Below are 23,118 nucleotides of genomic sequence, written 5' to 3'. Positions count from 1 at the left end.
CTTATGCTAAAACCAATATATTCTATTCGGGATATTCGTTATCCTGATAAAAAATGGGGGAAAAAGCATGTACACAATTAATTATGATGCCGGATTGAACCGTGTTACCGTCAAAGTGAGCGAAATCAACAAGGACAACGTCAACCAGTACATCGAAGATTTCAAAAAGGCGCTTGAAGGAGTCAAGCCAGGATTTACGGGCCTGACGGATTTGAGCGAAGGCAAGCTGTTTACGATGGACGTCGCCGAAAAACTGAGCCCGCTGGGCGATCTTTCGGTTCAAAAAGGACTGTCCAAATGGGCTTACTACACCGGTTCGGCCGTATCCAAGCTTCAAATGAAACGGATGTTTGGCGAAGTGGTCGATTCCTTTGAAAAGCTGGAAGACGTGGAAGCGTTCTTGAAAAACTAATCCATACAACATGCACCCGATGTCCGCGGACATCGGGTGCAACCGGATAGGTGGGTGAAATGCACCATGAAAGTCGAAAATCCCGACATGCAAAAGCAATACAGAAAAATAGGGCTGGCGGGCGCAGGATATTTTGCGGGAGCTGTTGTCATCATCAATCTGATTTGTCTCTTATGCGGTTTGCCCGGTTGGGCGGGATTGATCGCAAGCCTTGTTTTGACGGTACCGGTCGGTTATTTGATCGCGGTATGGCTGCTGCGTACGGCAGGGGCCGGGAACGTTCGGGGCCAGGCCGTAACCGGCGGCGGAATCTCCGGCGAGCTTGCAGGCGCATCGGAAGATCATATACATAAGATCGGGCTTCAGTACAAGGAATTATCGGAAGAGTTCAATACCCAAATCTCGCAGATGGCGGGTACCATCGAAGAAGTCAAAGCCAGCGCCGAAATGGGCTTTTACGTATCGGACATGATCAAGGAAGCGACGCTGGGCGTATCCCAAGATGCAAGCCAGCAGACCGACATGATCCGGATCAGTTCCAATACGGTGGGAGACGTGGTCAACGCGATCCGGCACATCGCCGGCAGCGCCGACGAGGTGGCTGCGGCGGCAGGCGAATCGTCCGAAAAATCCGCGGAAGGGCAGGAAGCGATTTTGGCAGCCATGAAGCAGATGGACGAAGCCGATACGACGGTTCGCTCCCTGGTCGAGATGATGAACCGGCTGGACGAGAGCTCGCGCGAAGTCGTATCGTTTGTCGCCATGATCCGGGAAATCGCCGAACAGACGCACCTGCTTTCGTTGAATGCGGCCATTGAGGCAGCGCGTTTCGGGGATGAGGGCAGAGGGTTCTCCGTCATTGCCGGCGAGATCCGAAACCTGGCAGAGCAGTCTTCCAATTCCGCCAAGCAAGTGACGAAGGTCGTATCGGCGATCCTGAAGGAAACGGCGCAGGCGGTCGATTCTACCAAGCTGGTGGCAGAACAAGTAGGAAACGGGTTAAAAGTCGTGAACCAAGCCGGAGATTCATTCGAATTCATCAAGCTTTCGGTCGGCGAGGTAGCGGGTCAAATCCAGGAAGTATCCTCGGCCGTCGAAGAAATCGCGGCAGGCGCGGAGCAGCTGGTCGTGACCATGGAAAAAACGGAGCAAATCGCCGTGAAAACGATGTCGGAAATGAACAACGTAACGCAAGCCGTCGAAGAGCATCACTCCATCATGGAGCAAATTTCCGCTGCAACCGAAACGCTGAACCAATATTCGAAAGGGCTGGACCTGGCCATTCAGAAATACCGCGAACAGATCGGCGATCACGAAATATCTTTAAAACCCGTGAGTTAGAGAACAATCGGATGGACGGAGAGCTGCGCAGCATCCGCCTGTTCGTCCATATAAGATTAAGAAGGCGGCCTCTTCGCTTTTGGCGAAGGGCCGCCTTCTGTATTGCGGGCTCCCCGTTTCCCTAGAAATTCGGGCCGCTGATTCCGTCTTCGACGATCTGCTCTTTGGAGCCTTGGGAATCGCTGCCGGCTTCGGCGCTTCCGTTATTAACGGCGATCAGCCTGCTTTGCGGTCGGTACGTATCCCGGGAAACGCGTTTTTTCCCGACGGTCTCGCCGTTCACCTTCTTGATCTGATAGGTTTCCACGACGTAGCCGGGCTTGCCCTCCTGCAGCACCTCTTGCGCGCCTGCCGGAATGTCTTTGTTCTGCACGAATTTTTCCTTCACGGGAAGCGTCTCGACGGTTCGGGTCTCCAGCTCGTATTCGGTGTTTTTCGGAAACGTGCCGAAAAATTTGACGGTCAAATTGTTGCCTTCCACGTAAGCGCGGATCAGCAGCGATTTGCCTGTCGTGTTTTTGAACCGGAAGTTGATGGAGCCCTCGGCGAACGTGGCGTCGAGCCCCTTGGGCAAATAGCTGACCGGCAAGGAGTGGTTGCGCCTTTCCACGATCTCCAGCCCGGTCCGCAGCGCCGCATTGTACACGGTACTGGACACCTGGCAGATGCCGCCGCCGATTCCCGGGACGAGCTTCCCGTTCAGAATGACCGGGGCTTCGCGGAAGCCGTACGTTTTCTCGGCCTTTGCGATGACCTGCCCGTAATCGAATATTTCCCCCGGCTTCAACACCATGCCGTCGATGGCCTTAGCGGCGGAGCTGACGTTGTATACCCTGCCGGAGGCGCTGGAGCCGAGGCCGGTGCTGGACTCGACGATTTTTCGCTCGATGCCTTCTTCCTTCAGGCTGTTCACCGTTACCTTCGGTTTCAGGTTATATAAAGGAAGCTTTATCTTCAGCGGCACGTCCGCGTCTTCGGGCTCGGGGAAGCTTTTGGGAATGAGCGCCGTCATCGTTCGGGTAAAGTTTTCCCAATCGATCCGGGGCACCGATACTTCCGGGGTATAGACCACCTTGTCGTTTTTGGCGATGCGGCGCGAGGCGTTGACGGGGCTGCCGAATTGTTTTTCCTCCCATCCGGGCCCGAACCGCTCCTTCATCAGCGCCCGATTCCAGCGCGGGGACAGCGTCCATTCCCGTTTGAACCGTTGGCGAGCTTTGAGCCGGTCCAGCCAGCTGCCTTCGTCGAGGGCGGCAACCGCTTTTTTGAATTCGGCCGCGTCGAACGTGACGCCCGCCGATTTTAGCGTCATGTTGACGTCCTGGCCGTCGCTCGCGGCAAGCGTCACCGCCAGCGGCTTTTCCTCCAGCTGTTTCAGCCTGGCGTCCAGCTCCCGGAGGACCTCGTCCTTTTTCTTTCCGCCGACGTCCCAGCCGCCGACCGTAATGTAATCCGGAAGCGTGTTTTGGCCGATATAAAGATGTATGCCCCCGGCAGCGACGGAACCGATCAGCACCATGGCGGCGACGATGATCAGCGTCAAATGAACTTTTTTCATGGCTCCCACCTTTTTTCGCTTCATATTAAACGCGGTTGATGCAGTCTTTCATATATATGTAAATAAATTGGAAAAATTTCGGGTACTCAAAAGGTAACAAATTTGTTACAATAAAAAACATCATGGTGATTCCGAAAGATTTTTAAAGGAATTAGCTGGAACATGTCGAAATTATAATGGCTAATTATGTAATGTAGGAAGTGATAATGAAGTGATCGAAATGCAGGATGTGTGGAAGACGTACCCGAACGGAACCCATGCGCTTCAAGGGGTGTCCGTCAAGATTGACCGCAATGAATTCGTATATGTCGTCGGCCCGTCCGGCGCAGGAAAATCGACCTTTATGAAACTTATATACCGCGAAGAGGTGCCTACGAAAGGGCAAATCTCCGTAAACGGGTTTAATATAGGGAAGCTGCAGCAGCGGAAAATTCCTTACGTCAGACGCAACATCGGCGTCATTTTTCAGGATTTCCGCCTTTTGCCGAAGCTTACCGCGTATGAAAACGTTGCGTTTGCCATGGAAGTCATCGAAACCCCGAAACGCCAGATGAAAAAACGGGTCATGGAAGTGCTGGATCTGGTCGGCCTGAAGGCCAAAGCGAACCGCCAGCCCGCCCAGCTTTCCGGCGGAGAGCAGCAGCGCATCGCCATCGCCCGCGCGATCGTCAACAATCCCTCGGTAATCATCGCGGACGAGCCTACCGGTAACCTCGACCCCGAAACGTCCTGGGGCATCATGCAGCTTCTGGACGAAATCAACTTCCGCGGAACGACCATCGTCATGGCCACCCACAACAAGGATATCGTGAACACGATGCGCAAGCGCGTCATCGCGATCGAACACGGCAACATCGTGCGCGACCAGCTGAGAGGAGAGTACGGATATGACTTTTAACACCTTCTTGCGGCATTTGCGGGAAGGGGCGAAAAACATATTCCGCAACGGCTGGATGTCCGTCGCATCGATTGTATCCATTATCGTATCTCTATTCATTTTGGGCGTATTTATTCTGCTTGTACTCAATGTAAACGCCATCGCGGACAAAGCGGACAAGCAGGTGCAGATCCGGGCATACCTGAATTTGAACGTGGACCAGAAGCTGCGCGAAACCGTGCAGAAGGAAATTGCCGCCATGCCGGAAGTCAGCAAGATCGACTTCATCTCCAAGGAGCAAGGGCTCGAGGATTTCCGCAAGAGCATGGGCGATGAAGGCAAGGAGCTGCTCGAAGGGTTCGACAAGGACAACAATCCGCTTCCGGACGCGTTCAAGATCGAAGTATACGAACCGACGACCGTTCCTTTTGTCTCCAAAAAAATCGAAGCGTTAAACGCGAGCCATGCCGACCAGCAGCCGATCATGAAGGTGAAATACGGCAAAGGCACGATTGAAACGCTGTTCAAAGTCACGCGCATGGTGCGCAATATCGGATTCATTTTCGTGGCCGGGCTTGCGGTGATGTCGATGTTCCTCATTTCCAACACGATCCGGGTCACGATTCTTGCGCGGCGCCGGGAAATCGGGATCATGAAGCTGGTGGGCGCGACGAACACGTTTATCCGCTGGCCGTTTTTCGTGGAAGGGACGCTGATCGGCCTGATCGGTTCGATCATCACGGTCGCGATCCTGTTTGCCGGGTACAGCCGTTTGGCGGCAACCGTGGGCTCCGATTTCACGCTGCAGATGTCGCTGCTGCCCGTAAGCGATTTATGGCAGTGGGGCGGCCTCCTGATCGTGCTCGGCGTCCTGATCGGCATGTGGGGAACGACCCTCTCTATTCGCAAATTTTTGAAGGTATAGGTTAATCGCGCGAGGAACGCGCCCGCAGCTAGGGCGACTCCATACGGAAGATTATTTGAAAAGGATGGGGAGCGCAAGTTGAAAAAGATAGCCTCTGTACTTGCCGTTGTCTTGCTGGCGGCGGCCGTTGTCCAGCCCTCCGAGGGCTACGCCAAAAAGAGAACCGTCGATCAAATCGAACATGAGTTAAGAGTGCTGCAGCAGCAGGCGCAGGCGGCCAAAAAGCAAAAGGAAAAGGCCGAATCGCAGAAGCAGGAAGCGCAGCATTATAAAAATAAAACGACGCAAAATTTGCAGTACGTGTTGAACCAGATCGAGCAGGTCAGCAATAAGCTGACCAAGATTTCGGTCCAAATCGACGAAACCCAGGACAAGCTCCGCGAGACGGCCACCGCGCTCGACGCGGCGGAGGACCGGATCGCGTCCCGGGAGAAAATGCTGGAATCCCGCGTCAGGCTGATGTACACGGACGGCAGCGTCTCTTACCTGGAAGTGCTTCTGTCTTCGACGAGCTTTTCCGATTTCCTGGAACGGGCGGACACGCTCAAAAACTTCGTGGACCAGGACAAGGATTTGCTCGAGCAGCATAAGAAGGACAAAGCGCTCGTGCTCGAGAAGAAAAAAGAGCTTGAAGGGCAGTATGCCAAGGCGAAGGATCTGTACGCCGAGATGGAGAACCAAAAAGCCATCCTGGACGAAAATGAAAGACAAAAGCAAATTCTTATCGCCAAATACGATCAGCAGATCGAGGATTCGGACGATCTCAGCGAAGAGCAAAACGCATTGCTCGTCAGCCTGGTCAGCAAACGTTCGGCGCTGCAGCAGGAGAAAAACAAGCTGAAGGCCGAAGAAGCAGCCAGACGCGCGGCGGCAGCGAAGGCCGCGGCTGCGAAAAGGGCCGCCGCGGCGGCCAAGAAAAAGGCCAGCTCGTCGGTCGCAAGCTCCGGAGGATTCTCCGGCAACGGCGGACCGTTATATATGCCGGTTAGCGGCGCCCGGGTGTCTTCGGGATACGGACGAAGAGTCCATCCGGTGACGGGGGAAGTCGGCAAAATGCATACGGGCGTCGATTTGGCCGTTCCGGAAGGAACGCCGATCCACGCGGCGGATGAAGGAACCGTCACGCTTGCCGAATGGTGGAGCGGATACGGCTACTGTGTTATTATCGATCATGGAGGCGGGATGTGGACGCTGTACGGCCACATTCGCAGCGGCGGAATCAAGGTGAAGGTTGGCGAGCACGTCAGCCGCGGCCAGGTGATTGCCGAATCCGGATCGACGGGACGGGTAACGGGCCCGCATTTGCATTTCGAGGTCCGCGAGAACGGCAACCCTGTGAATCCGATGCCTTATTTGTAAGATCATAAATATTCCGTACAAGCCGGACATATACTACAATGGTTAGAACTGGTCCCTACAAGGCTTGGCCGGAAAATAAAAGGCGGTGATCACACATGAAAAAACGTACGGTCGTATTTCTGGTCCTTCTGGCGATGCTTTGCGGAAGCGCGCTGACGTTTGCATTGACAGGTTCCAGCATAGCCAATCAAGCGGCTCTGGGGAAAGGCGTGTTCGCTAGCGCAGCCGGCGGCTTGAAGCCGGATGAAGCGAAAAAATTGGGCACGGCCCTGGACCTCATCCAGTCGAATTATTATCAGGACGTGGACCGCACCAAGTTGCTGGACGGCGCCATTAACGGGATGACCCAATCCCTTGACGACCCGTATTCCTCTTATATGGGCAAAAAGACGGCCGAGGAGTTCGAAGAGTCGATCGAAGGATCGTTCAGCGGCATCGGTGCCGAGGTTTCGTCCGAGAACGGAAACGTCGTCGTGGTGTCGCCGATTAAAGGTTCGCCTGCCGAGAAGGCGGGCATCCGTGCGAAAGACATCATTTTAAGCGTCAACGGCGAATCGCTTCATGGCCTGGAGCTGAACGATGCCGTCGCCAAAATCCGCGGCCCGAAAGGCAGCGAGGCGAAATTGACGATCAAACGCAGCGGCTCGGCCGCGCCGATCGAATATACCATCATCCGCGACGACGTTGACGTCGAGACGGTCAAAGCCCATATGGAACCCGGCAAAATCGGTGTCATCGAGATCACCCAATTCTCGCTGAATACCGGCGAACGCTTCAAACAGGAGCTTTCCACGCTGGAGAAGGAAGGCATGAAGGGGCTGGTCATCGATGTCCGCAACAATCCGGGCGGCGTTCTCTCCGTCGTCATTGACATTGCGCAGCAGTTCGTGCCGAAAGGCAAAGTCATCGTTCAAGTCGAAGACAAAAACAAGAAACGGGAGCAGAACCTTTCCAAGGGAAGCGGCAAGCCTTATCCGGTCACGCTGCTGATGAACAAAGGAAGCGCCAGCGCATCCGAAATTTTGGCAGGGGCGCTGCAGCAGTCGGCCGGAGCGAAACTGATGGGCGAAAACTCCTTCGGCAAAGGCACCGTGCAAACCAGCTTCAGCAAACAATTCGACGACGGCAGCCTGCTGAAAATCACGATTGCCAAATGGCTGACGCCGAACGGAAGCTGGATTCACCAAAAAGGCCTCAAGCCTGACATCGCGGTCGCGCAGCCGGATTATTTCTTGGTGGCGCCGATCAACAAAGAAACCGCGCTGAAACCCAACATGAACAATGCCGACGTCAAAAGCGCGCAGGTCATGCTGGACGGACTCGGCTACAAGCCGGGCCGCAAGGACGGATTTTTCGACGAAAAAACCGTTTCCGCGGTCAAATCGTTCCAGAAAGCGCAGAAGCTGGGCGTAACCGGCGTCATTGACGCCAAAACGGCCGAAGCTTTGGAAAACGAGCTGATCAAACGAATCCGTGATCCGAAATTCGATCATCAGCTCAAAGCGGCGATTGCCGAGGTCCAGAAGGAAATCACGGCAACGGCGTCGAAACATTAAAGAAGGCTCATGAGCCTTCTTTTTTTCTTTCTTGTAGCGTCCGCCGAAATCGCGGACTCGGAAACATCCAGAAAGGGGAGTGGCGTTGTTTGGAAGTCGCTTTGGAATTGCTGTGGAACTTTACGGATGCGATCGTACAGCTGCTGATGCAGCCGTTTTATTATATTTCGATCCTGTTTATCATGCTGATGTACCGCAGGCAGGTGCTGCTGGAGCGCAAGCTTTTTCATGTGAGGCTGCATAGCTGGGGCCTTCAGACGTGGCGTACTTTTATCGGCGGATTGCTGGCAGGCCTTTCCGTGTCCGTCGTTATTCTTTTTCTCGGGATATCGCTGACGCCCGAAGCCGTCGTTTGCATTTGGATCGTCGCGGTCATCCTGCTGCTTTTCCGCGTCAGATTTTTATGTTTTGCCTATTCGATCGGCGTGCTCGGCGTCATTCAGTTCGTGCTTGGCTTTTTCCCCGGGTTTCATCCCGCGGGGATGGCGGGAACGGCCGTCGATACCGTAAGGGAGCTGGACATCCCGGCGCTGCTGGCGCTCGTCGCCGTTTTGCACCTGGCCGAAGCCTTGCTCGTCAAGCTGCAGGGAGCAGGCTTCGCGAACCCGGTATTTATGGAAAGCAAACGCGGCAAGCTGGTCGGAGCGTATCAAATCCAGGCGTTTTGGCCGATCCCGCTGTTCCTCCTGATTCCGGCGCAGACGGGTGGGGAGCTGCTGCCGTGGACGCCGCTGCTTGGGGGAGACGGCTGGAGCGCAGGGTTCAGCATGGCGGCGCTGCCGGTCATCATCGGTTTCAGCGAAATGACCCAAAGCATGCTGCCGCAGGCCAAAGCGGACAAAACCTTTAGACGGCTGCTCATATACGGCATCGTGCTGCTGGGACTCAGCTTGCTGGCGGCGTGGTGGAAGCCGCTGATGATCGCCGCCGCCCTCGTCAGCTTCCTCGTTCATGAGGGGCTGCTGTGGTACAGCCGATTGGAAGAGCAGCAGAACAGTCCGATGTTCGTACACCCGCGGGAGGGAATGAAGGTGCTTGCCGTCATTCCGGGCAGCCCGGCCCAGGAGATTGGGATCAGGGCGGGGGAATCCATCGTCAAAATCAACGGGATCAGCATTCGAACCAAGGAACAAATGCATGCCGCCTTGCGGAAGAATCCGGCCTTCTGCAAGCTTGAGGTCCGGAATTTGCAGGGGGAAAGCAAATTTTTGCAGCGGGCCATCTATGCCGGCGAACACCATCAGCTCGGCGTCATTTTGGCGCCGGATCCGGATGCGGGCGTCGTCCTCGTGATGAAGCCGGTCAGCATCTTTCAGCTGGTCGCCATGAAGGTCCAGGCCAAAACCAAAACAAACGAACTGCAGCTCGGCAAGCCAAGCGAAGGCGAATCGGCCCGGATGCAGTGAGGCGCGAAACAACGCAAAAGGCGGGGAACGATCGGTTCCCCGCCTTTCATGTTTCGGCTATTCTTTTAACTGCCGCAGCACGATGATTTCCACGCGCCGGTTTTTCTGCCGCCCCGCCTCCGTTCGGTTGTCCGCCGCCGGCCGGGTATCGCCGTAGCCCGCATATTGGAACTCCCTGGCATTCAGATGCTTTTGGTCCAGGAAATAACGCAGGACGGAGAGCGCCCGGGCACCGGAAAGCTCCCAGTTGTCTTTATATTTCGAAGCGTACACGATCGGCAGGTTATCCGTATGGCCTTCGATGCTGATGACGGTGTTCAGCTCCTTAAACAAGCTGGCCAGCTTGTCCATGACGGGCATCGCCCCCGGTTTGAGGTCTGCCTTGCCGACGTCGAACAACAACTTGTCGCTCAGCGTGATGGAGATTCCCTGCGGCTGGTCGGCGACGAAAATTTGGTCTTCGAGCTTGTTGTCCTTCACGTATTTGGAGATGACCTTCATCAGGTTTTGCAGCTCCTGCTCCTGTTTGCGGAAGGCAAGCTCGCGGTCCGAGAGCTGGTCCGCCCCCTTTTTTTGCTGATCGGATTTCGACGTAACGTCCGGATTTCTGTGCGTATACTTGTCCGCGGTGCCCGTGATGCCCGAGCCTTGGCTCAGAAGCGAATCGCCGCTGCGGAACGTGTTCTGGAGCGATTGCGTGATTTCTTTATACTTTTCGGTATCCAGCCGGCTCATGGCAAACATCATGACGAAAAAGATGAGCAGCAGCGTGATCAGGTCCGCATAGGTAATCAGCCACCGGTCCTGGCCGCTTTCCCCGCCTTTGTCGCGTTTGCGCCGGTTACTCCGCTGTCTCATGGAATCCCTCCTTCATCGCAGGCGCGGACGCGGAACGGCGTTCCTCCGGCGTGAAGGATAAAAGTTTTTTGCGCACGAGGTTCGGGTGTTCGCCGTTTTGGACGGCCAGAATGCCTTCGACCAGCAGCTCCATCGTTTGAATTTCATCGGCGCTGCGCGACTTAATCTTTGATGCAATGGGTAAAAAGATAATATTGGCGACGGCAACGCCGTATAACGTGGCCGTAAAGGCGACCGCGATGGAAGGGCCGAGTTCGGTCGGCTCCGTCAGGCTGCCGAGCACGTGGATGAGTCCCATGACGGTGCCGATGATCCCCATCGTCGGGGCGTACCCGCCGGCGGATTCGAACATTTTGGCATACCCTTCATGTTTGTGTTCGGCCGCATCGATCTCAAATTCCATGATTTGCCTCAGCAGCGTTTCTTCCGTTCCGTCCACGACCATCTGAATGCCTTCGCGCAAAAACGAGTTGGGATGATCCTGCACGAGCTGCTCGAGGGACAATACGCCGTTGCGCCGGGCGGACGCGGCCATGTTGACCAAATCGTCGATGAGCTGCTCGGGATTGTCCGTCTGCCGGGTAAAGGCGAAACGGAGCGCTTGGGGGATCGTCTTAAGCCGTGCGAGCGGGAAGCTGATGACGACGGCGGCGATGGTGCCTCCGAACACGATGAGCGCCGCCGCTCCCTGCATAAGTCCGTTTATTTGGCCCCCTTCCCATAAAAAGCCTCCCACCAGCGCGGCAAGGCCGGCCAGAATGCCGATGATCGTCGTAATTTCCATGTTGTCGTTACCACTCCTATCCTTGAGTTAGGGTTTGCATAGAGCAGGTGATCAGAGTATAATAGACGGGAACAAGCATTCCTATTTCAACAAAGATTTTCCTATTCATATTATCGGGAAATCTCGACATATAGTTTAGAATATCTATTTTAGATGATAAGGGTGATGTTGGGCAATGAGTGATATTGTCGTCAGTACCAAACCGTTCGAGCTGATCTCGGACTACAAGCCGCAGGGCGACCAGCCCAAGGCGATCGGGGAACTGGTGGAAGGACTTAAGCAAGGGAAAAAACACCAGACTTTGCTTGGGGCGACGGGAACGGGAAAGACGTTTACCATCGCGCAGACGATCGCCAAGGTCAACCGCCCGACGCTGGTGATCGCCCACAACAAGACGCTGGCGGCCCAACTGGCGAGCGAATTCAAGGAGTTTTTTCCGAACAATTCGGTGGACTACTTTGTCAGCTACTATGATTACTACCAACCGGAAGCTTATATCCCATCATCCGATACCTATATCGAAAAAGATTCGAGCATCAACGAGGAAATCGACAAGCTGCGGCACTCCGCGACGAGCTCGCTGTTCGAGCGCCGGGACGTGATCATCGTGGCCAGCGTGTCGTGCATATACGGCCTCGGTTCGCCTTCCGAATATTCCAGCCTCCTGCTGTCGTTGCGCGTCGGCATGGAAAAGCCGCGCAACCAGATCTTGTCCCGCCTTGTCGACATCCAGTACCAACGCAATGACATCAACTTCGTTCGCGGCACGTTCCGCGTCCGCGGCGACGTCCTCGAAATTTTCCCGGCATCGAACGGCGAGAGAGCCATCCGGGTCGAGTTCTTCGGGGACGAGATCGAACGGATCACGGAGATCGACGTCCTTACCGGAGAACTGGTCGGCGAACGCGAACATGTGGCCATCTTCCCGGCCTCCCACTTCGTTACGAAGGAAGAGACGATGCGGGTCGCCCTGCAAAACATCGAACGCGAGCTGGAGGAGCGGCTGGAATATTTCCGTTCCGAAGGCAAACTGCTGGAGGCTCAGCGGCTCGAGCAGCGTACGCGTTACGACATCGAGATGATGAAGGAGATCGGCTTCTGTTCCGGGATCGAGAATTACTCCGGTCCTTTGACCTTCCGCGAGCGCGGCGCAACGCCGTATACGCTGCTCGATTATTTTCCGGACGACTTTTTGATCGTGGTCGACGAATCCCATGTCACGCTGCCGCAAATCCGGGCGATGTACAACGGGGACCGGGCCCGGAAGACGGTGCTGGTGGATCATGGATTCCGGCTTCCTTCGGCCCTCGATAACCGTCCGCTGCAGTTCGAGGAATTCGAGGAAAAGGTGAACCAGATCATATACGTGTCGGCGACGCCGGGTCCGTACGAGATGGAGCATTGCGATACGATGGTCGAGCAGATCATCCGTCCGACGGGACTGCTGGATCCGGTCATCGAGGTTCGCCCGACCGAAGGGCAGATCGACGACCTGATCGGGGAGATCCGGGGACGGATCGATCGCGACGAACGCGTGCTGGTGACGACGCTCACGAAGAAGATGGCGGAGGATTTGACGGATTATTTGAAGGAGATCGGCATCAAGGTCCGGTACCTGCATTCCGATATCAAGACGCTGGAGCGGATGGCGATATTGCGGGATCTCCGGCTGGGCGTGTTCCATGTATTGATCGGCATCAACCTGCTGCGTGAAGGCTTGGACCTGCCGGAGGTATCGCTAGTCGCGATATTGGATGCGGACAAGGAAGGTTTCCTGCGTTCCGAACGCTCGCTGATCCAGACGATCGGCCGCGCGGCGCGGAATTCGGAAGGGTTCGTCGTCATGTACGGCGATCAGATTACCGAGTCGATGGATAAGGCGATCAAGGAAACGGCCCGCCGCCGCGCACTGCAGATCGAATACAACGAGAAACACGGCATTACGCCGCAGACGATCCGCAAAAAGGTCCGCGACGTCATCGAAGCGACGAAGGTCGCCGAATCGAAGGCGGAATACTTGACGGACGCTGCAGGCAAAATGTCGAAGAAGGAACGCCAATCGGTCATTCAGCGCCTGGAGGCGGAGATGAAGGAAGCGGCCAAAAACCTCCAGTTCGAACGCGCCGCCGAACTTCGCGATGCTTTGCTGGAACTGAAGGCGGAATAACTGCAAGTTGAAACAAGAGAAGAGAACGGCCATGGTTCGCAGGTCGTTCTCTTTGTGGATATTAGAAACGTCATCATGGCGTTATCATAAACAAACTCATGCCATAAAGCTCGCAAAGAACGCCGGCTTTATGATCAAAGGAGATGAACGAGCATTGGCAAGCGAAAATATCGTCATCAAAGGCGCACGGGCTCATAATCTGAAAAACATCGATATTACCATTCCGCGGGACAAGTTTGTCGTACTGACGGGATTAAGCGGATCGGGCAAATCCTCCCTGGCCTTTGATACGATTTATGCCGAAGGCCAGCGGCGTTACGTGGAGTCTTTGTCCGCGTACGCGCGCCAATTTTTGGGCCAAATGGAGAAGCCCGACGTGGATTCGATCGACGGCCTGTCCCCGGCCATTTCCATCGACCAAAAAACGACAAGCCGCAACCCCCGGTCAACCGTAGGGACGGTAACGGAAATCTACGATTATCTCCGCCTGCTGTTCGCGAGAATCGGGCATCCCCATTGCCCGGAGCACGGCATCGAGATTACCTCCCAGACCGTGGAACAGATGGTCGACCGGATCATGTCCTACCCGGAAAAAACGAGACTCCAGCTGATGGCTCCGCTCGTGTCCGGACGCAAGGGCGAGCATAAAAGCCTGTTCGCCGACGTGGCCAAACAAGGCTTCGTGCGGGTCCGCGTCGACGGGGAACTGCGGGATCTTTCCGAAAATATCGAGCTTGAGAAAAACAAAAAACACACGATCGAAGTGGTCGTGGACCGGATCGTCATTAAGGAAGGCGTCGAAGCCCGGCTTGCGGATTCGATCGAGACGGCGCTCAAGCTTTCCGGCGGTCAAATTCTCGTAGATATCATCGGCCAGGAGGAGCTGCGTTTCAGCTCCAACTTTGCCTGCCCGATTTGCGGCTTCAGCATGGAAGAGCTGTCTCCGCGCATGTTTTCGTTCAACAGCCCGTTCGGGGCTTGTACGGCTTGCGACGGCCTCGGCGTCAAAATGATCGTGGATCCGGACCTGCTCATCCCGGACATGGAAAAATCCATCGAAGAAGGGGCGTTCCTGGCTTGGACGGGAAGCACCTCCAATTATTATCCGCAGTTCCTCAGCTCCGTATGTGAGCATTACGGCATTCCGCAGGACGTCCCGGTCAGCCAGCTGAAAAAAGAGGACATGGACAAGCTGCTGTACGGAACCGGCAACGAAAAGGTCCGATTCCGTTACGAAAATGACTTCGGGCAGCGGAAGGAAGCGAACGTCGTGTTCGAAGGCATCATTCCGAACCTCGAGCGCCGCTATCGCGAAACCGCTTCGGACGGCATCCGCGAGTTCATCGAAAACTTCATGAGCGCCAAACCATGCGAGGTGTGCAAAGGGCATCGTTTGAAAAAGGAAGTGCTCGCGGTAACGGTATGCGGGCATAATATCGCCGACGTGACCAGCTTGTCGATCGGCGACGCGATGCAGCTGTTCGATTCGCTGGAGCTGAGCGAAAAGGAACGTTCCATCGCCCATTTGATTCTGAAGGAAATCAACAGCCGGCTGGGATTCCTTGTCAACGTCGGTTTGCAGTACCTCACGCTCAGCCGCGCGGCGGGAACCTTGTCCGGCGGTGAAGCCCAGCGGATCCGGCTCGCGACCCAAATCGGCTCCAGCTTGATGGGGGTTCTGTACATTTTGGACGAGCCGAGCATCGGCCTGCACCAGCGCGACAACGACCGGCTGATCGCGACGCTGGAGCACATGCGGGATCTTGGCAACACGCTGATCGTCGTGGAGCATGACGAGGATACGATGCTCGCGGCCGATTATATCATCGACATCGGTCCGGGGGCAGGCATTCATGGCGGACGCGTCATCGCAAAAGGGACGCCGAAGCAAATCATGGAAGATCCGAACTCCTTGACCGGACAATATTTGAGCGGCCGGAAGTTCATTCCCGTCAACCCGAACCGGAGAAAACCGGATGGCCGTTGGCTGGAAATCCGCGGCGCGCGCGAAAACAATCTGAAAAACCTGAACGTCAAAATACCGGTCGGCGTATTCACGGCCGTAACGGGCGTGTCCGGCTCCGGGAAATCGACGCTGGTCAACGAAATTTTGTATAAAACGCTTGCGAAAGAGCTGAACAAAGCCGTGAAAGTGCGTCCGGGGGCGCATAAGGAAATCCGGGGCCTTGAGCATTTGGAAAAGGTCATCGATATCGACCAGTCTCCGATCGGGCGTACGCCGCGTTCGAACCCTGCGACCTATACCGGCGTGTTCGACGATATCCGCGACATTTACGCGCAAACGAACGAAGCGAAAATCCGCGGATACAAAAAGGGACGCTTCAGCTTCAACGTCAAGGGCGGGCGCTGCGAAGCCTGCCGCGGGGACGGCATCATCAAAATCGAAATGCACTTCCTGCCGGACGTGTACGTGCCTTGCGAAGTGTGCAAAGGCAAGCGCTACAATCGCGAAACGCTGGAAGTCAAATACAAAGGCAAAAGCATCGCCGATGTGCTGGAAATGACGGTGGAGGATGCGACGGAGTTTTTCAAAAACATTCCGAAAATCCACCGGAAGTTGCAGACGCTGCTTGACGTGGGCCTCGGGTACATTACGCTGGGCCAGCCGGCCACGACGTTGTCCGGAGGCGAAGCGCAGCGCGTGAAGCTAGCTTCCGAGCTGTACCGCCGCAGCACCGGCAAAACGATGTACATCCTCGATGAGCCGACGACAGGGCTTCACGTGGACGACATCGACCGCTTGTTGACCGTGCTGCATCGTTTGGTCGATTCGGGCGAATCGGTGCTTGTCATCGAGCATAATCTGGACGTCATTAAAACGGCCGATTATTTGATCGATCTCGGGCCGGAAGGCGGCAGCGGCGGCGGAACGATCATCGCGACGGGAACGCCGGAGCAGATCGTCCAGGTTGAGGCTTCCTATACCGGGAAATATCTTAAACCTATATTGGAACGGGACACGGCGCGCACCGAAGCGATGAAAGTTAGCAGCTGATTCTCGTTTCCCAGTCAGCGGAGACATGGCCGCCGGAGGGAAACTCCGGCGGTTTCTTTTTCTATAACATTTGGATAAATTCCGGGGTTCCAGCAAAGTCCTTAAATCGGCTTCGAAGCCATCAGCCCCGTTTTGCGGGGTTATTTTGGTTGTTCCGAACATATTTTGGGACGAATAAACCCATACTATGACAAAGCAGATTCAGGTCTTTTGAAGTACCCCTCTCACGGTATCGTTATCCAAAAATAGGCAAATTCATGACAATTTCAACTTTTTGCAGGCTTTTTGAAGGGAAAGTCTTGCATCTGCCCCGGCGGAAGGATAACATGTAAGGAGATATGTAAAAACGAGCGAACGTTCATAGAGGAGGTCCAATCATGTTGCTTGCAGAAGCTGCTGCATCAGCCGCATCCAAATTCAACACCTTTGATATTTTTATGATACTGTTTACGCTGCTTATTTTGATCGGAACCATTCGTTTGATCAGACAGCCGGTCAAGAACAAGTTTGCAATCGGATTCAGCATCATTTGCTTGCTGGTTTTCCTTGCTTCTGATTATGCCATGGTTCAAAACTGGTTGAGCTAGGCTGACATTTACGCAATGCATGACGAAGACACCTTGCGCCCTGGGGCGTAGAAGGGGTCTTTTTTTATACGCTGATACATGGGAACGTCCTGCGCTTCGCCCGACCCGCAGAGCATTGATCCGCGACGTTCAGGGGTCGGTATCGCTGTCGGTATATGTTCTTTTTCGCCTTTAAAAGATAGGGCTACGGATGAATTGTACACTTTTATATTCTGTGTTACATTTGGCATTAAGGTTCAGGGGAGAAGCACCATTAATGTGTAAAATTAGAAAAATGAGGCTAGGTGAGGACGATGAAGCCTATGGGGAAAAAGAGGGTCATGATACTGTTCTGCAGCCTGCTGCTGCTTAGCGGTGCCGCTCAAGCCGGCGCGCAAACCGCAGCGAAGCAAGGGACTGCAAAAGCCAAAACGGCGACGGCAGCCGCGGCTGTCAAAAATCAAAAAACCGCGGCGCCGAATCAGCTGAAAGTTGCTGCGGATCCGGTTCCGCAAATCGTGAAAAACATTTCGCCGTCCGTCGTCGGCATTATCGGCCGGGCTCCGGCAGGACAAACCACGGCAGACCGCAACAACTTGATGCATGGCACGGGGGTTATCATTCGGTCGAACGGCTGGATCGTAACCAACGCCCATGTCGTGAACGGACTGCAAAGCACCGTCGTTGTCACTGCGGACGGCAAAACGTATAAAATTACGGATACATACGTCGATGAAATCAGCGATTTGGCCTTGATCAAAATCAATGCGTCCAACCTGAAACCTGCCGTGTTCGCCAAGTCGGCGCAAAGCGCCCAGGTCGGGGAAAAGGTCGTGGCGATCGGCACGCCGATTTCGTTCTCTTTTCGCAATTCTGCAACCGTGGGCGTGGTCAGCGGCCTGAACCGGGCCATTAACGCCTCGTACCGGTTGATTCAAAGCGATACGGCGATCAATCCAGGCAACAGCGGCGGACCGCTCGTCAACATGAAAGGCGAAGTGCTGGGCATCAACAGCATGAAGTTTTCGGCGGTCGGCGTGGAAAATATGGGATTTTCGATTCCGTCGGAAACGGTCCAGTACGTGATCAACCAGCTGTTTAAATACGGCGAGGTCAAGCGGCCAAGCCTTGGATTCAGTATGGAGGAGAGCTGGTCCGCGATTGTGGGGCTGCCGACGCAGGATCCTTTGACCATCACGAAGGTCGTCTCCGAAGAAGCGAAGAAGGCCGGCATTCGCGAAAATGACGTCCTGTACAGCATTGACGGCAAACGCGTCACATCGATCGTGGACATCAACGAATTGTTCAAAGCATATATGCCTGGACAAACGGTCAAGCTGCTGATGCAGAGCGACGGCGATATCGTGGTCCGCAAGCTCGTGCTGACGGCGGAGCTCGGGGAGGACGCCATCGGGGAAGCGGCAGCGGGCGATGCCGGAGATGAATTTTAATGGGGAAGGGACATGCACGGATGAAGAGAAACGGGGTTTTGAAATGGGGTTCCGCGTTATTGGCGGGAAGCATCGTATTTTCGGCGGCGATGCCGGCGTGGGCCGACAATGCGGCGGAGAAACTATCGTTTAGGGTAAAGGCCGGAAGCACCTCGGCTTTGCTGAACGGAAAAGACGAAAAGATCGCAAAACCGTATTTGGACCACGGAACGCTGATGGTTCCGCTGGGGTTGTTCAAACGCGCATTCGGCAGCCAGATACGGCTTGAAGGCGAAAACGTCGTGAAAGTGATGTATGGGCCGCATACGGTCTCCATGACGATCGGGAGCCATACCGCTTGGGTCGACGGACGCAAAATAAAGCTGGATGCCGCGCCGGCGATGGTATCGGGAACGTTGATGGCCCCGCTCAGATTGGTGGCCGAAGGCATCGGGGCGGAATTGGCGCCGGGAAGCACGGGAACGCTTGTCGTCAGCCTCGCGCCGTCGGATACCGGTGAACCGGAGGATCCGGGCATCGACACCGATCAGGGCAAAACGAAAATCGGCAACAGCTACTATCAATGGTCGATGAACTACCCGAGCGGCCTGCTTCTGGGCGATTCGGAGCAGGATGAGAGCATCGTGTCGTTCGGGGATGCGGAGAACACCTATTACGTCGAGGTTCACGCCAACGATCAGGACGTCAAGCTCGGAGCGGACGAGCTGCTTGAGATGCTGGTCAGCGACGCGAAGGATGCCGGCGAACTGGTGGTGGACCGGGAAAGCTTCCCGCAGGCCAAAGTGCCGTATGCCCGCATCATCAGCAAAGACGGGGACGGGACGTTCTGGGAAAACCGCAGCTATTACGCGAACGGCCGGGTATACGAGGTGTATTTTGCCGACCTGAAGGCAACGAACTACAAAGATTTGAAACGGTATGCCGGATTCCTGGATTCGTTCAGCATCGGCTACAACGGTTATGATAAAACGGTAAAAGACCTTTCCACCGTCCAAAACGGCATGCGCCGAGAAGGGAACGACGATTACGGCGTTTCTCTGGACGTGCCTGCAGGCTGGAGCGTCGACAATGCCAATATGTATTACGAAAGCAAAAAGGGAAGTTATCTAAAGCTGGACGTCTCCTCCTCGCCGAAAGGCGAAAGCCTGGAGCAGTGGAGCGAGGATTTGAAAACGTGGGTCAAAGAGGCTTTTGTGCAGGATGCTTATCAAATCGTAGGCACGACTCCGATCGAGATTTCCGGCGAGAAGGGGCTCGTCAACGAGGTCCGGTACAACTACGGCGACGGCTGGATGACGGAATACGAAGTGATGGTGCTTCATAACGGCTACCGCTATTATGCCGAATACGCCGTGCCGGAGGCCAACAAAGAGGACTTGAACAAATTCAAGGATTTGATGAAGTCCATGGAGATCGATTTTGGCGTCGTCTCCGACACGTTTGGCAAAATGGAGGAAGACGCCTTCCTGATCAGCAAAACGAAAGCGACGACGAAGCAGTCCAAGGCGTTCGGGTACAAAATCAACATTCCGCAGTACTGGACCGCGATCCAGGATAAATTCGAAAGATCTCCCGTCGAATATCAGTTTGTCGGAGGAAGGTTCCGGATTGCAGCCGAGAAGTCGGGTTCCTTGGATGCGACGGCGAGCCAGCTCAAAGCGTATTACGCGGAGGCCGCGAAATACCAGAAGGACCTGAAGGTCGAAAAGACCGAAAACATCACCTTTGCCGGCGTACCGGCCGTTTTAATCACGGTGCACCAGGTGAAGGACGGCATCCCATACAGCGCGCGCCAGATTTTGCTGCAAAAGGACGACGTCGTCTACACGATCAGCGCGTCCCTCAATGACGCCAATGCGACCGAGCTGCAAAAAGCGGCGTTGGAGCAGACGCTGAATTCGTTTGCGTTTACGGAAAAAGCGAAATAAGGAACGGGCATAGACACTCATAAAATCTATCATTGACTGACTGCAAGCGGCTCCTCAAAGGGGCTGCTTGCGTTTTTTTTGAAGAGGCGGAAGCAGGAGTGGAATCCGATAGACTATGATCCTCATGGCCCGAATGCCCGGCTTCCATTTTGACCAAAATGATAGCGTGCATGTTTGCAGAATCCACCACCCGTTGATCGCTTGGTCGTAGTAGATGGATTGCGGGATGTCTGGTAAACTAGATAAGTTGAAGAGGTTATGAACTCAAAGAGTAGTCAAATGCAGGTACAAAAACTAGAGCAACCGGCAAAAGCCGGTTTGGGAGGATATACATGAGCACAAAAGCATTGCGCAGGGAAGATGTGGAGCTGCTTGCGCCGGCCGGCGATTGGGATTGCATGCGGGCAGCGGTGGCGAACGGGGCGGACGCGATCTTTTTTGGCGTCGAGAAGTTTAACGCCCGGGCGCGCGCCAACAACTTTTTGATGGCCGAACTTCCGGAAATCATGTCGTTTTTGCATAGCTACGGCGTAAAAGGGTTTTTGACGTTTAACATTTTGGTGTTCGAAAACGAGCTGGAAGACGCCAAAGAGCTGATCGATGCTTGCATCGACGCGGGCGTCGACGCCGTGATCGTCCAAGACCTGGGGCTCGTGAAAATGATCCGCGAAATTTCCCCGGACTTTCCGATTCACGGCTCCACGCAGATGACGATCACGTCCCCGGAAGCGGTCGAATTTACGAAACCTTGGGGCATGGAGCGGGTCGTTCTCGGCCGCGAAAACAATTTGAAGCAGATTCAGAAAATCGGGGAGCAGGCGAAGCTGCCGATGGAGGTTTTCGTGCACGGCGCGCTTTGCGTTTCCTATTCGGGTCAGTGCTTGACCTCGGAAATGTGGGGCGGCCGCTCGGCGAACCGCGGCGAATGCGCGCAGGCATGCCGCCTGCCGTACGACCTGATGGTTGACGGCGAGCAAAAGCCGATGGGCGACGTTGCGTATTTGCTTTCGCCGAAGGATTTGGCGGCGATCGATTTGATGCCGGAGCTGATCGAAGCAGGGGTGACTTCGTTTAAAATCGAAGGGCGCCTGAAAAGCCCGGAATACGTCGCGAACGTGGTCAGCAAATATCGCAAGGCAATCGACCGTTATTTCGAAGGAGACAACACGAAGCCAAGCAAGGAGGAGATGCGGGAGCTGCAGCAGAGCTTTTCGCGCGGGTTTACGCATGGTTTCCTGGAAGGCACGAACAATAAAAAGCTGGTAGACGGCACGTTCCCGAAAAGCCGCGGCGTATATGTCGGACGGGTAGAGAAAATTCTGCGCGACGGCGTCGTATGCAAAATCGAAGCGCCGCTGAAGCGCGGCGACGGCATCGTGTTTGACGCCGGGGACCCGACCAAGCCGGAAGAAGGCGGACGCATTTACGATTTGCGGCGCAAAGGCGTTAAAATCGAAGGCGAGGCGGACGAAGGCTGGATCGTCGACATCGTTCCCGGCCGCAGCGACGTGGATCTGCATAAGGTGCATGTCGGCGACCGCATCTGGAAAACGAACGACCCGGCGCTGGACAAACGCCTGCGCCAAACGTTCGAGACGGATAAGCCGTACCGGGTCTTTCCGGTGCATGTGAGAGCATTCGGCCATGCGGGCGGCCTGCTGACGACGATCTGGACCGATGTGCAGAAAGGCACGACGGTCCAGGTGGATTCGGAGCTGGAACTGGAAGTCGCCAAGAAACGGCCGATGGATTACGCACTGCTCGAAGAGCAGTTCGGCCGTTTGGGCGGCACCGTGTTCCAGCTGGAGAAGCTGGACGTCGACCTGCAAGGCGACGTCATCTTGCCCATGCGCGAGCTGAACAGCATCCGCCGCCGTGCGGTGGAGCTGCTCGCCGGCGAGCGCCCGAAGCCGCCCGTGTACGTGAAACGGGCGGTGGACGTGTTCGGCGATGCGGCGCGCAGCGCATCGCCGGTGGCGCGCGGTGAGGCGGAGCTCACCGCGCTGTGCCGCAGCCTCCCGCAGGTGGAGGCTGCGCTGGAAGCCGGCATCGAATTCATCTACGCCGACTTCGAATTCATCAAGCAGTTCAAGGAAGCGGTGGAACTCGTTCATGCGGCCGGCAAGCGGATTGCGCTCGTGACGCCGCGCATCCATATGCCGATCGAGAACGGCATCCACAAAAACATCCTGCGCCTCCAGCCGGACGCCGTGCTGGTGCGCAACACCGGCGCGCTCTATTTCTACCTGCGCGAACGGATGCAGAACCCGGATGCCAAACATCCGCAGCTGATCGGCGATTTCTCGCTGAACATCGCCAACCATAAAGCGGTGAACCTGTTCCTGGAAGCCGGCTGCGACATCGTTACGCCGTCGTACGACCTGAACATCCAGCAGATGGTCGATCTGCTCGAGCGTTCGAACACGTCGCGGATGGAAATCGTCATCCATCAGCATTTGCCGATGTTCCATACCGAGCACTGCGTATACTGCACCTTCCTGAGCGAAGGCACCGACTACACCAACTGCGGCCGCCCGTGCGAAGCGCACCGGGTATCGCTGCAGGACCGCATCGGCATGTCCCATCCGGTCCGGGTGGACGAAGGCTGCCGCAATACGGTCTACAACGCCATCGAGCAATCCGGCGCCGAATACTTGACGAACTTTATGGACCTGGGCGTAGCGCGCTACCGCGTCGAGTTCCTCGAGGAAACGAAAGAGCAGGTGCATGAGGTCATCGACCTCTACAACCGCGCCCTGCGCGGCGAAATCAGCGGCACCCAGGTATGGAAAACGCTGAAAGCCACCAATCAGCTCGGAGTAACCCGGGGGCAGTTGGTGAAGTAAAGGATCTAAACGATATCGCCCCTGCATTGATCATTTGTCTCTGATCAAGCAGGGGCTTTTTTTACATT

Annotated in this window: 16 protein-coding genes; 13 read left to right on the top strand and 3 right to left on the bottom strand. The window is 55.4% G+C overall.

Features of this window, described 5'->3' with window-relative positions; genetic code table 11:
* Positions 1–67 precede the first annotated feature (67 nt).
* The gene (locus NYE48_RS25415) at positions 68–412 is read left to right on the top strand and encodes a hypothetical protein (RefSeq protein ID WP_341000335.1); all 345 of its coding nucleotides are present in this window, start codon (positions 68–70) and stop codon (positions 410–412) included.
* A gap of 66 nt (positions 413–478) precedes the next feature.
* Positions 479–1,753 carry a methyl-accepting chemotaxis protein gene (locus NYE48_RS25410; protein WP_341000334.1) on the top strand — a complete coding sequence of 425 codons (1,275 nt, stop codon included), beginning with the start codon at positions 479–481 and terminating at the stop codon, positions 1,751–1,753.
* Between the two features lie 121 nt (positions 1,754–1,874).
* On the opposite strand, the gene NYE48_RS25405 is transcribed toward NYE48_RS25410, so the two are convergent.
* On the bottom strand, positions 1,875–3,311 hold the full coding sequence (locus NYE48_RS25405) for a VanW family protein (protein ID WP_036710497.1): 1,437 nt from the start codon (positions 3,309–3,311) through the stop codon (positions 1,875–1,877).
* Positions 3,312–3,522: 211 nt separating this feature from the next.
* On the opposite strand from NYE48_RS25405, the gene ftsE reads away from it, so the two are divergent.
* The 5 genes from ftsE (at position 3,523) to NYE48_RS25380 (ending at position 9,434) form a co-directional block, all read left to right on the top strand.
* The gene (gene ftsE / locus NYE48_RS25400; RefSeq protein ID WP_341000333.1) at positions 3,523–4,209 is read left to right on the top strand and encodes a cell division ATP-binding protein FtsE; all 687 of its coding nucleotides are present in this window, start codon (positions 3,523–3,525) and stop codon (positions 4,207–4,209) included.
* On the top strand, positions 4,199–5,113 hold the full coding sequence (gene ftsX / locus NYE48_RS25395) for a permease-like cell division protein FtsX (protein WP_212949901.1): 915 nt from the start codon (positions 4,199–4,201) through the stop codon (positions 5,111–5,113). Before ftsE ends, ftsX begins: the two co-directional genes overlap by 11 nt.
* Positions 5,114–5,191: 78 nt before the next feature.
* Entirely contained in the window at positions 5,192–6,472 is a 1,281-nt protein-coding gene (locus tag NYE48_RS25390) for a murein hydrolase activator EnvC family protein (protein ID WP_341000332.1), read from the top strand.
* A gap of 95 nt (positions 6,473–6,567) precedes the next feature.
* Complete coding sequence (locus tag NYE48_RS25385; protein ID WP_212949905.1) at positions 6,568–8,028, top strand: S41 family peptidase; 1,461 nt, start codon at positions 6,568–6,570, stop codon at positions 8,026–8,028.
* 89 nt (positions 8,029–8,117) lie between these two features.
* Positions 8,118–9,434 carry a PDZ domain-containing protein gene (locus NYE48_RS25380; protein WP_341000331.1) on the top strand — a complete coding sequence of 439 codons (1,317 nt, stop codon included), beginning with the start codon at positions 8,118–8,120 and terminating at the stop codon, positions 9,432–9,434.
* Between the two features lie 57 nt (positions 9,435–9,491).
* On the opposite strand, the gene NYE48_RS25375 is transcribed toward NYE48_RS25380, so the two are convergent.
* Positions 9,492–10,292: a flagellar motor protein MotB gene (locus NYE48_RS25375; protein ID WP_341000330.1), complete on the bottom strand. Its 801-nt coding sequence runs from the start codon at positions 10,290–10,292 to the stop codon at positions 9,492–9,494.
* Entirely contained in the window at positions 10,276–11,076 is an 801-nt protein-coding gene (locus tag NYE48_RS25370) for a flagellar motor protein (RefSeq protein ID WP_341000329.1), read from the bottom strand. The genes NYE48_RS25375 and NYE48_RS25370 overlap by 17 nt, the downstream gene beginning before the upstream one ends.
* 175 nt (positions 11,077–11,251) lie before the next feature.
* On the opposite strand from NYE48_RS25370, the gene uvrB reads away from it, so the two are divergent.
* The 6 genes from uvrB (at position 11,252) to NYE48_RS25340 (ending at position 23,050) form a co-directional block, all read left to right on the top strand.
* Entirely contained in the window at positions 11,252–13,243 is a 1,992-nt protein-coding gene (uvrB, locus tag NYE48_RS25365; RefSeq protein WP_212949910.1) for an excinuclease ABC subunit UvrB, read from the top strand.
* Between the two features lie 154 nt (positions 13,244–13,397).
* The gene (gene uvrA / locus NYE48_RS25360) at positions 13,398–16,259 is read left to right on the top strand and encodes an excinuclease ABC subunit UvrA (RefSeq protein ID WP_212949912.1); all 2,862 of its coding nucleotides are present in this window, start codon (positions 13,398–13,400) and stop codon (positions 16,257–16,259) included.
* A gap of 377 nt (positions 16,260–16,636) precedes the next feature.
* Positions 16,637–16,846, top strand: coding sequence for a hypothetical protein (locus tag NYE48_RS25355; protein WP_036710521.1), 210 nt, complete (start codon positions 16,637–16,639; stop codon positions 16,844–16,846).
* Positions 16,847–17,139: 293 nt separating this feature from the next.
* Positions 17,140–18,276 (top strand): S1C family serine protease, encoded by a 1,137-nt coding sequence (locus tag NYE48_RS25350; RefSeq protein ID WP_341000328.1) that lies wholly within the window; start codon positions 17,140–17,142, stop codon positions 18,274–18,276.
* A complete protein-coding gene (locus NYE48_RS25345; protein ID WP_341000327.1) occupies positions 18,276–20,204 on the top strand; it encodes a stalk domain-containing protein in 1,929 nt (642 codons plus the stop codon). Before NYE48_RS25350 ends, NYE48_RS25345 begins: the two co-directional genes overlap by 1 nt.
* Positions 20,205–20,536: 332 nt before the next feature.
* Positions 20,537–23,050 (top strand): U32 family peptidase, encoded by a 2,514-nt coding sequence (locus NYE48_RS25340; protein ID WP_341000326.1) that lies wholly within the window; start codon positions 20,537–20,539, stop codon positions 23,048–23,050.
* Positions 23,051–23,118: the final 68 nt, after the last annotated feature.

It is taken from the genome of Paenibacillus sp. FSL M7-1455 (assembly GCF_038004655.1).
Lineage (GTDB): Bacteria > Bacillota > Bacilli > Paenibacillales > Paenibacillaceae > Paenibacillus_AQ > Paenibacillus_AQ cookii.
The sequence above is the reverse complement of the archived record's forward strand: the minus strand, read 5'-3'. Positions and strand labels throughout refer to the sequence as shown.

What these genes read in the sequence shown, in the direction of transcription:
- NYE48_RS25415 (WP_341000335.1), top strand. Translation starts at nt 68, where the DNA reads ATGTACACAATTAATTATGATGCCGGATTGAACCGTGTTACCGTCAAA.
- NYE48_RS25410 (WP_341000334.1), top strand. Translation starts at nt 479, where the DNA reads ATGAAAGTCGAAAATCCCGACATGCAAAAGCAATACAGAAAAATAGGG.
- NYE48_RS25405 (WP_036710497.1), bottom strand. Translation starts at nt 3,311, where the DNA reads ATGAAAAAAGTTCATTTGACGCTGATCATCGTCGCCGCCATGGTGCTG.
- ftsX (WP_212949901.1), top strand. Translation starts at nt 4,199, where the DNA reads ATGACTTTTAACACCTTCTTGCGGCATTTGCGGGAAGGGGCGAAAAAC.
- NYE48_RS25385 (WP_212949905.1), top strand. Translation starts at nt 6,568, where the DNA reads ATGAAAAAACGTACGGTCGTATTTCTGGTCCTTCTGGCGATGCTTTGC.
- NYE48_RS25375 (WP_341000330.1), bottom strand. Translation starts at nt 10,292, where the DNA reads ATGAGACAGCGGAGTAACCGGCGCAAACGCGACAAAGGCGGGGAAAGC.
- NYE48_RS25370 (WP_341000329.1), bottom strand. Translation starts at nt 11,076, where the DNA reads ATGGAAATTACGACGATCATCGGCATTCTGGCCGGCCTTGCCGCGCTG.
- uvrB (WP_212949910.1), top strand. Translation starts at nt 11,252, where the DNA reads ATGAGTGATATTGTCGTCAGTACCAAACCGTTCGAGCTGATCTCGGAC.
- NYE48_RS25355 (WP_036710521.1), top strand. Translation starts at nt 16,637, where the DNA reads ATGTTGCTTGCAGAAGCTGCTGCATCAGCCGCATCCAAATTCAACACC.
- NYE48_RS25350 (WP_341000328.1), top strand. Translation starts at nt 17,140, where the DNA reads ATGAAGCCTATGGGGAAAAAGAGGGTCATGATACTGTTCTGCAGCCTG.
- NYE48_RS25345 (WP_341000327.1), top strand. Translation starts at nt 18,276, where the DNA reads ATGGGGAAGGGACATGCACGGATGAAGAGAAACGGGGTTTTGAAATGG.
- NYE48_RS25340 (WP_341000326.1), top strand. Translation starts at nt 20,537, where the DNA reads ATGAGCACAAAAGCATTGCGCAGGGAAGATGTGGAGCTGCTTGCGCCG.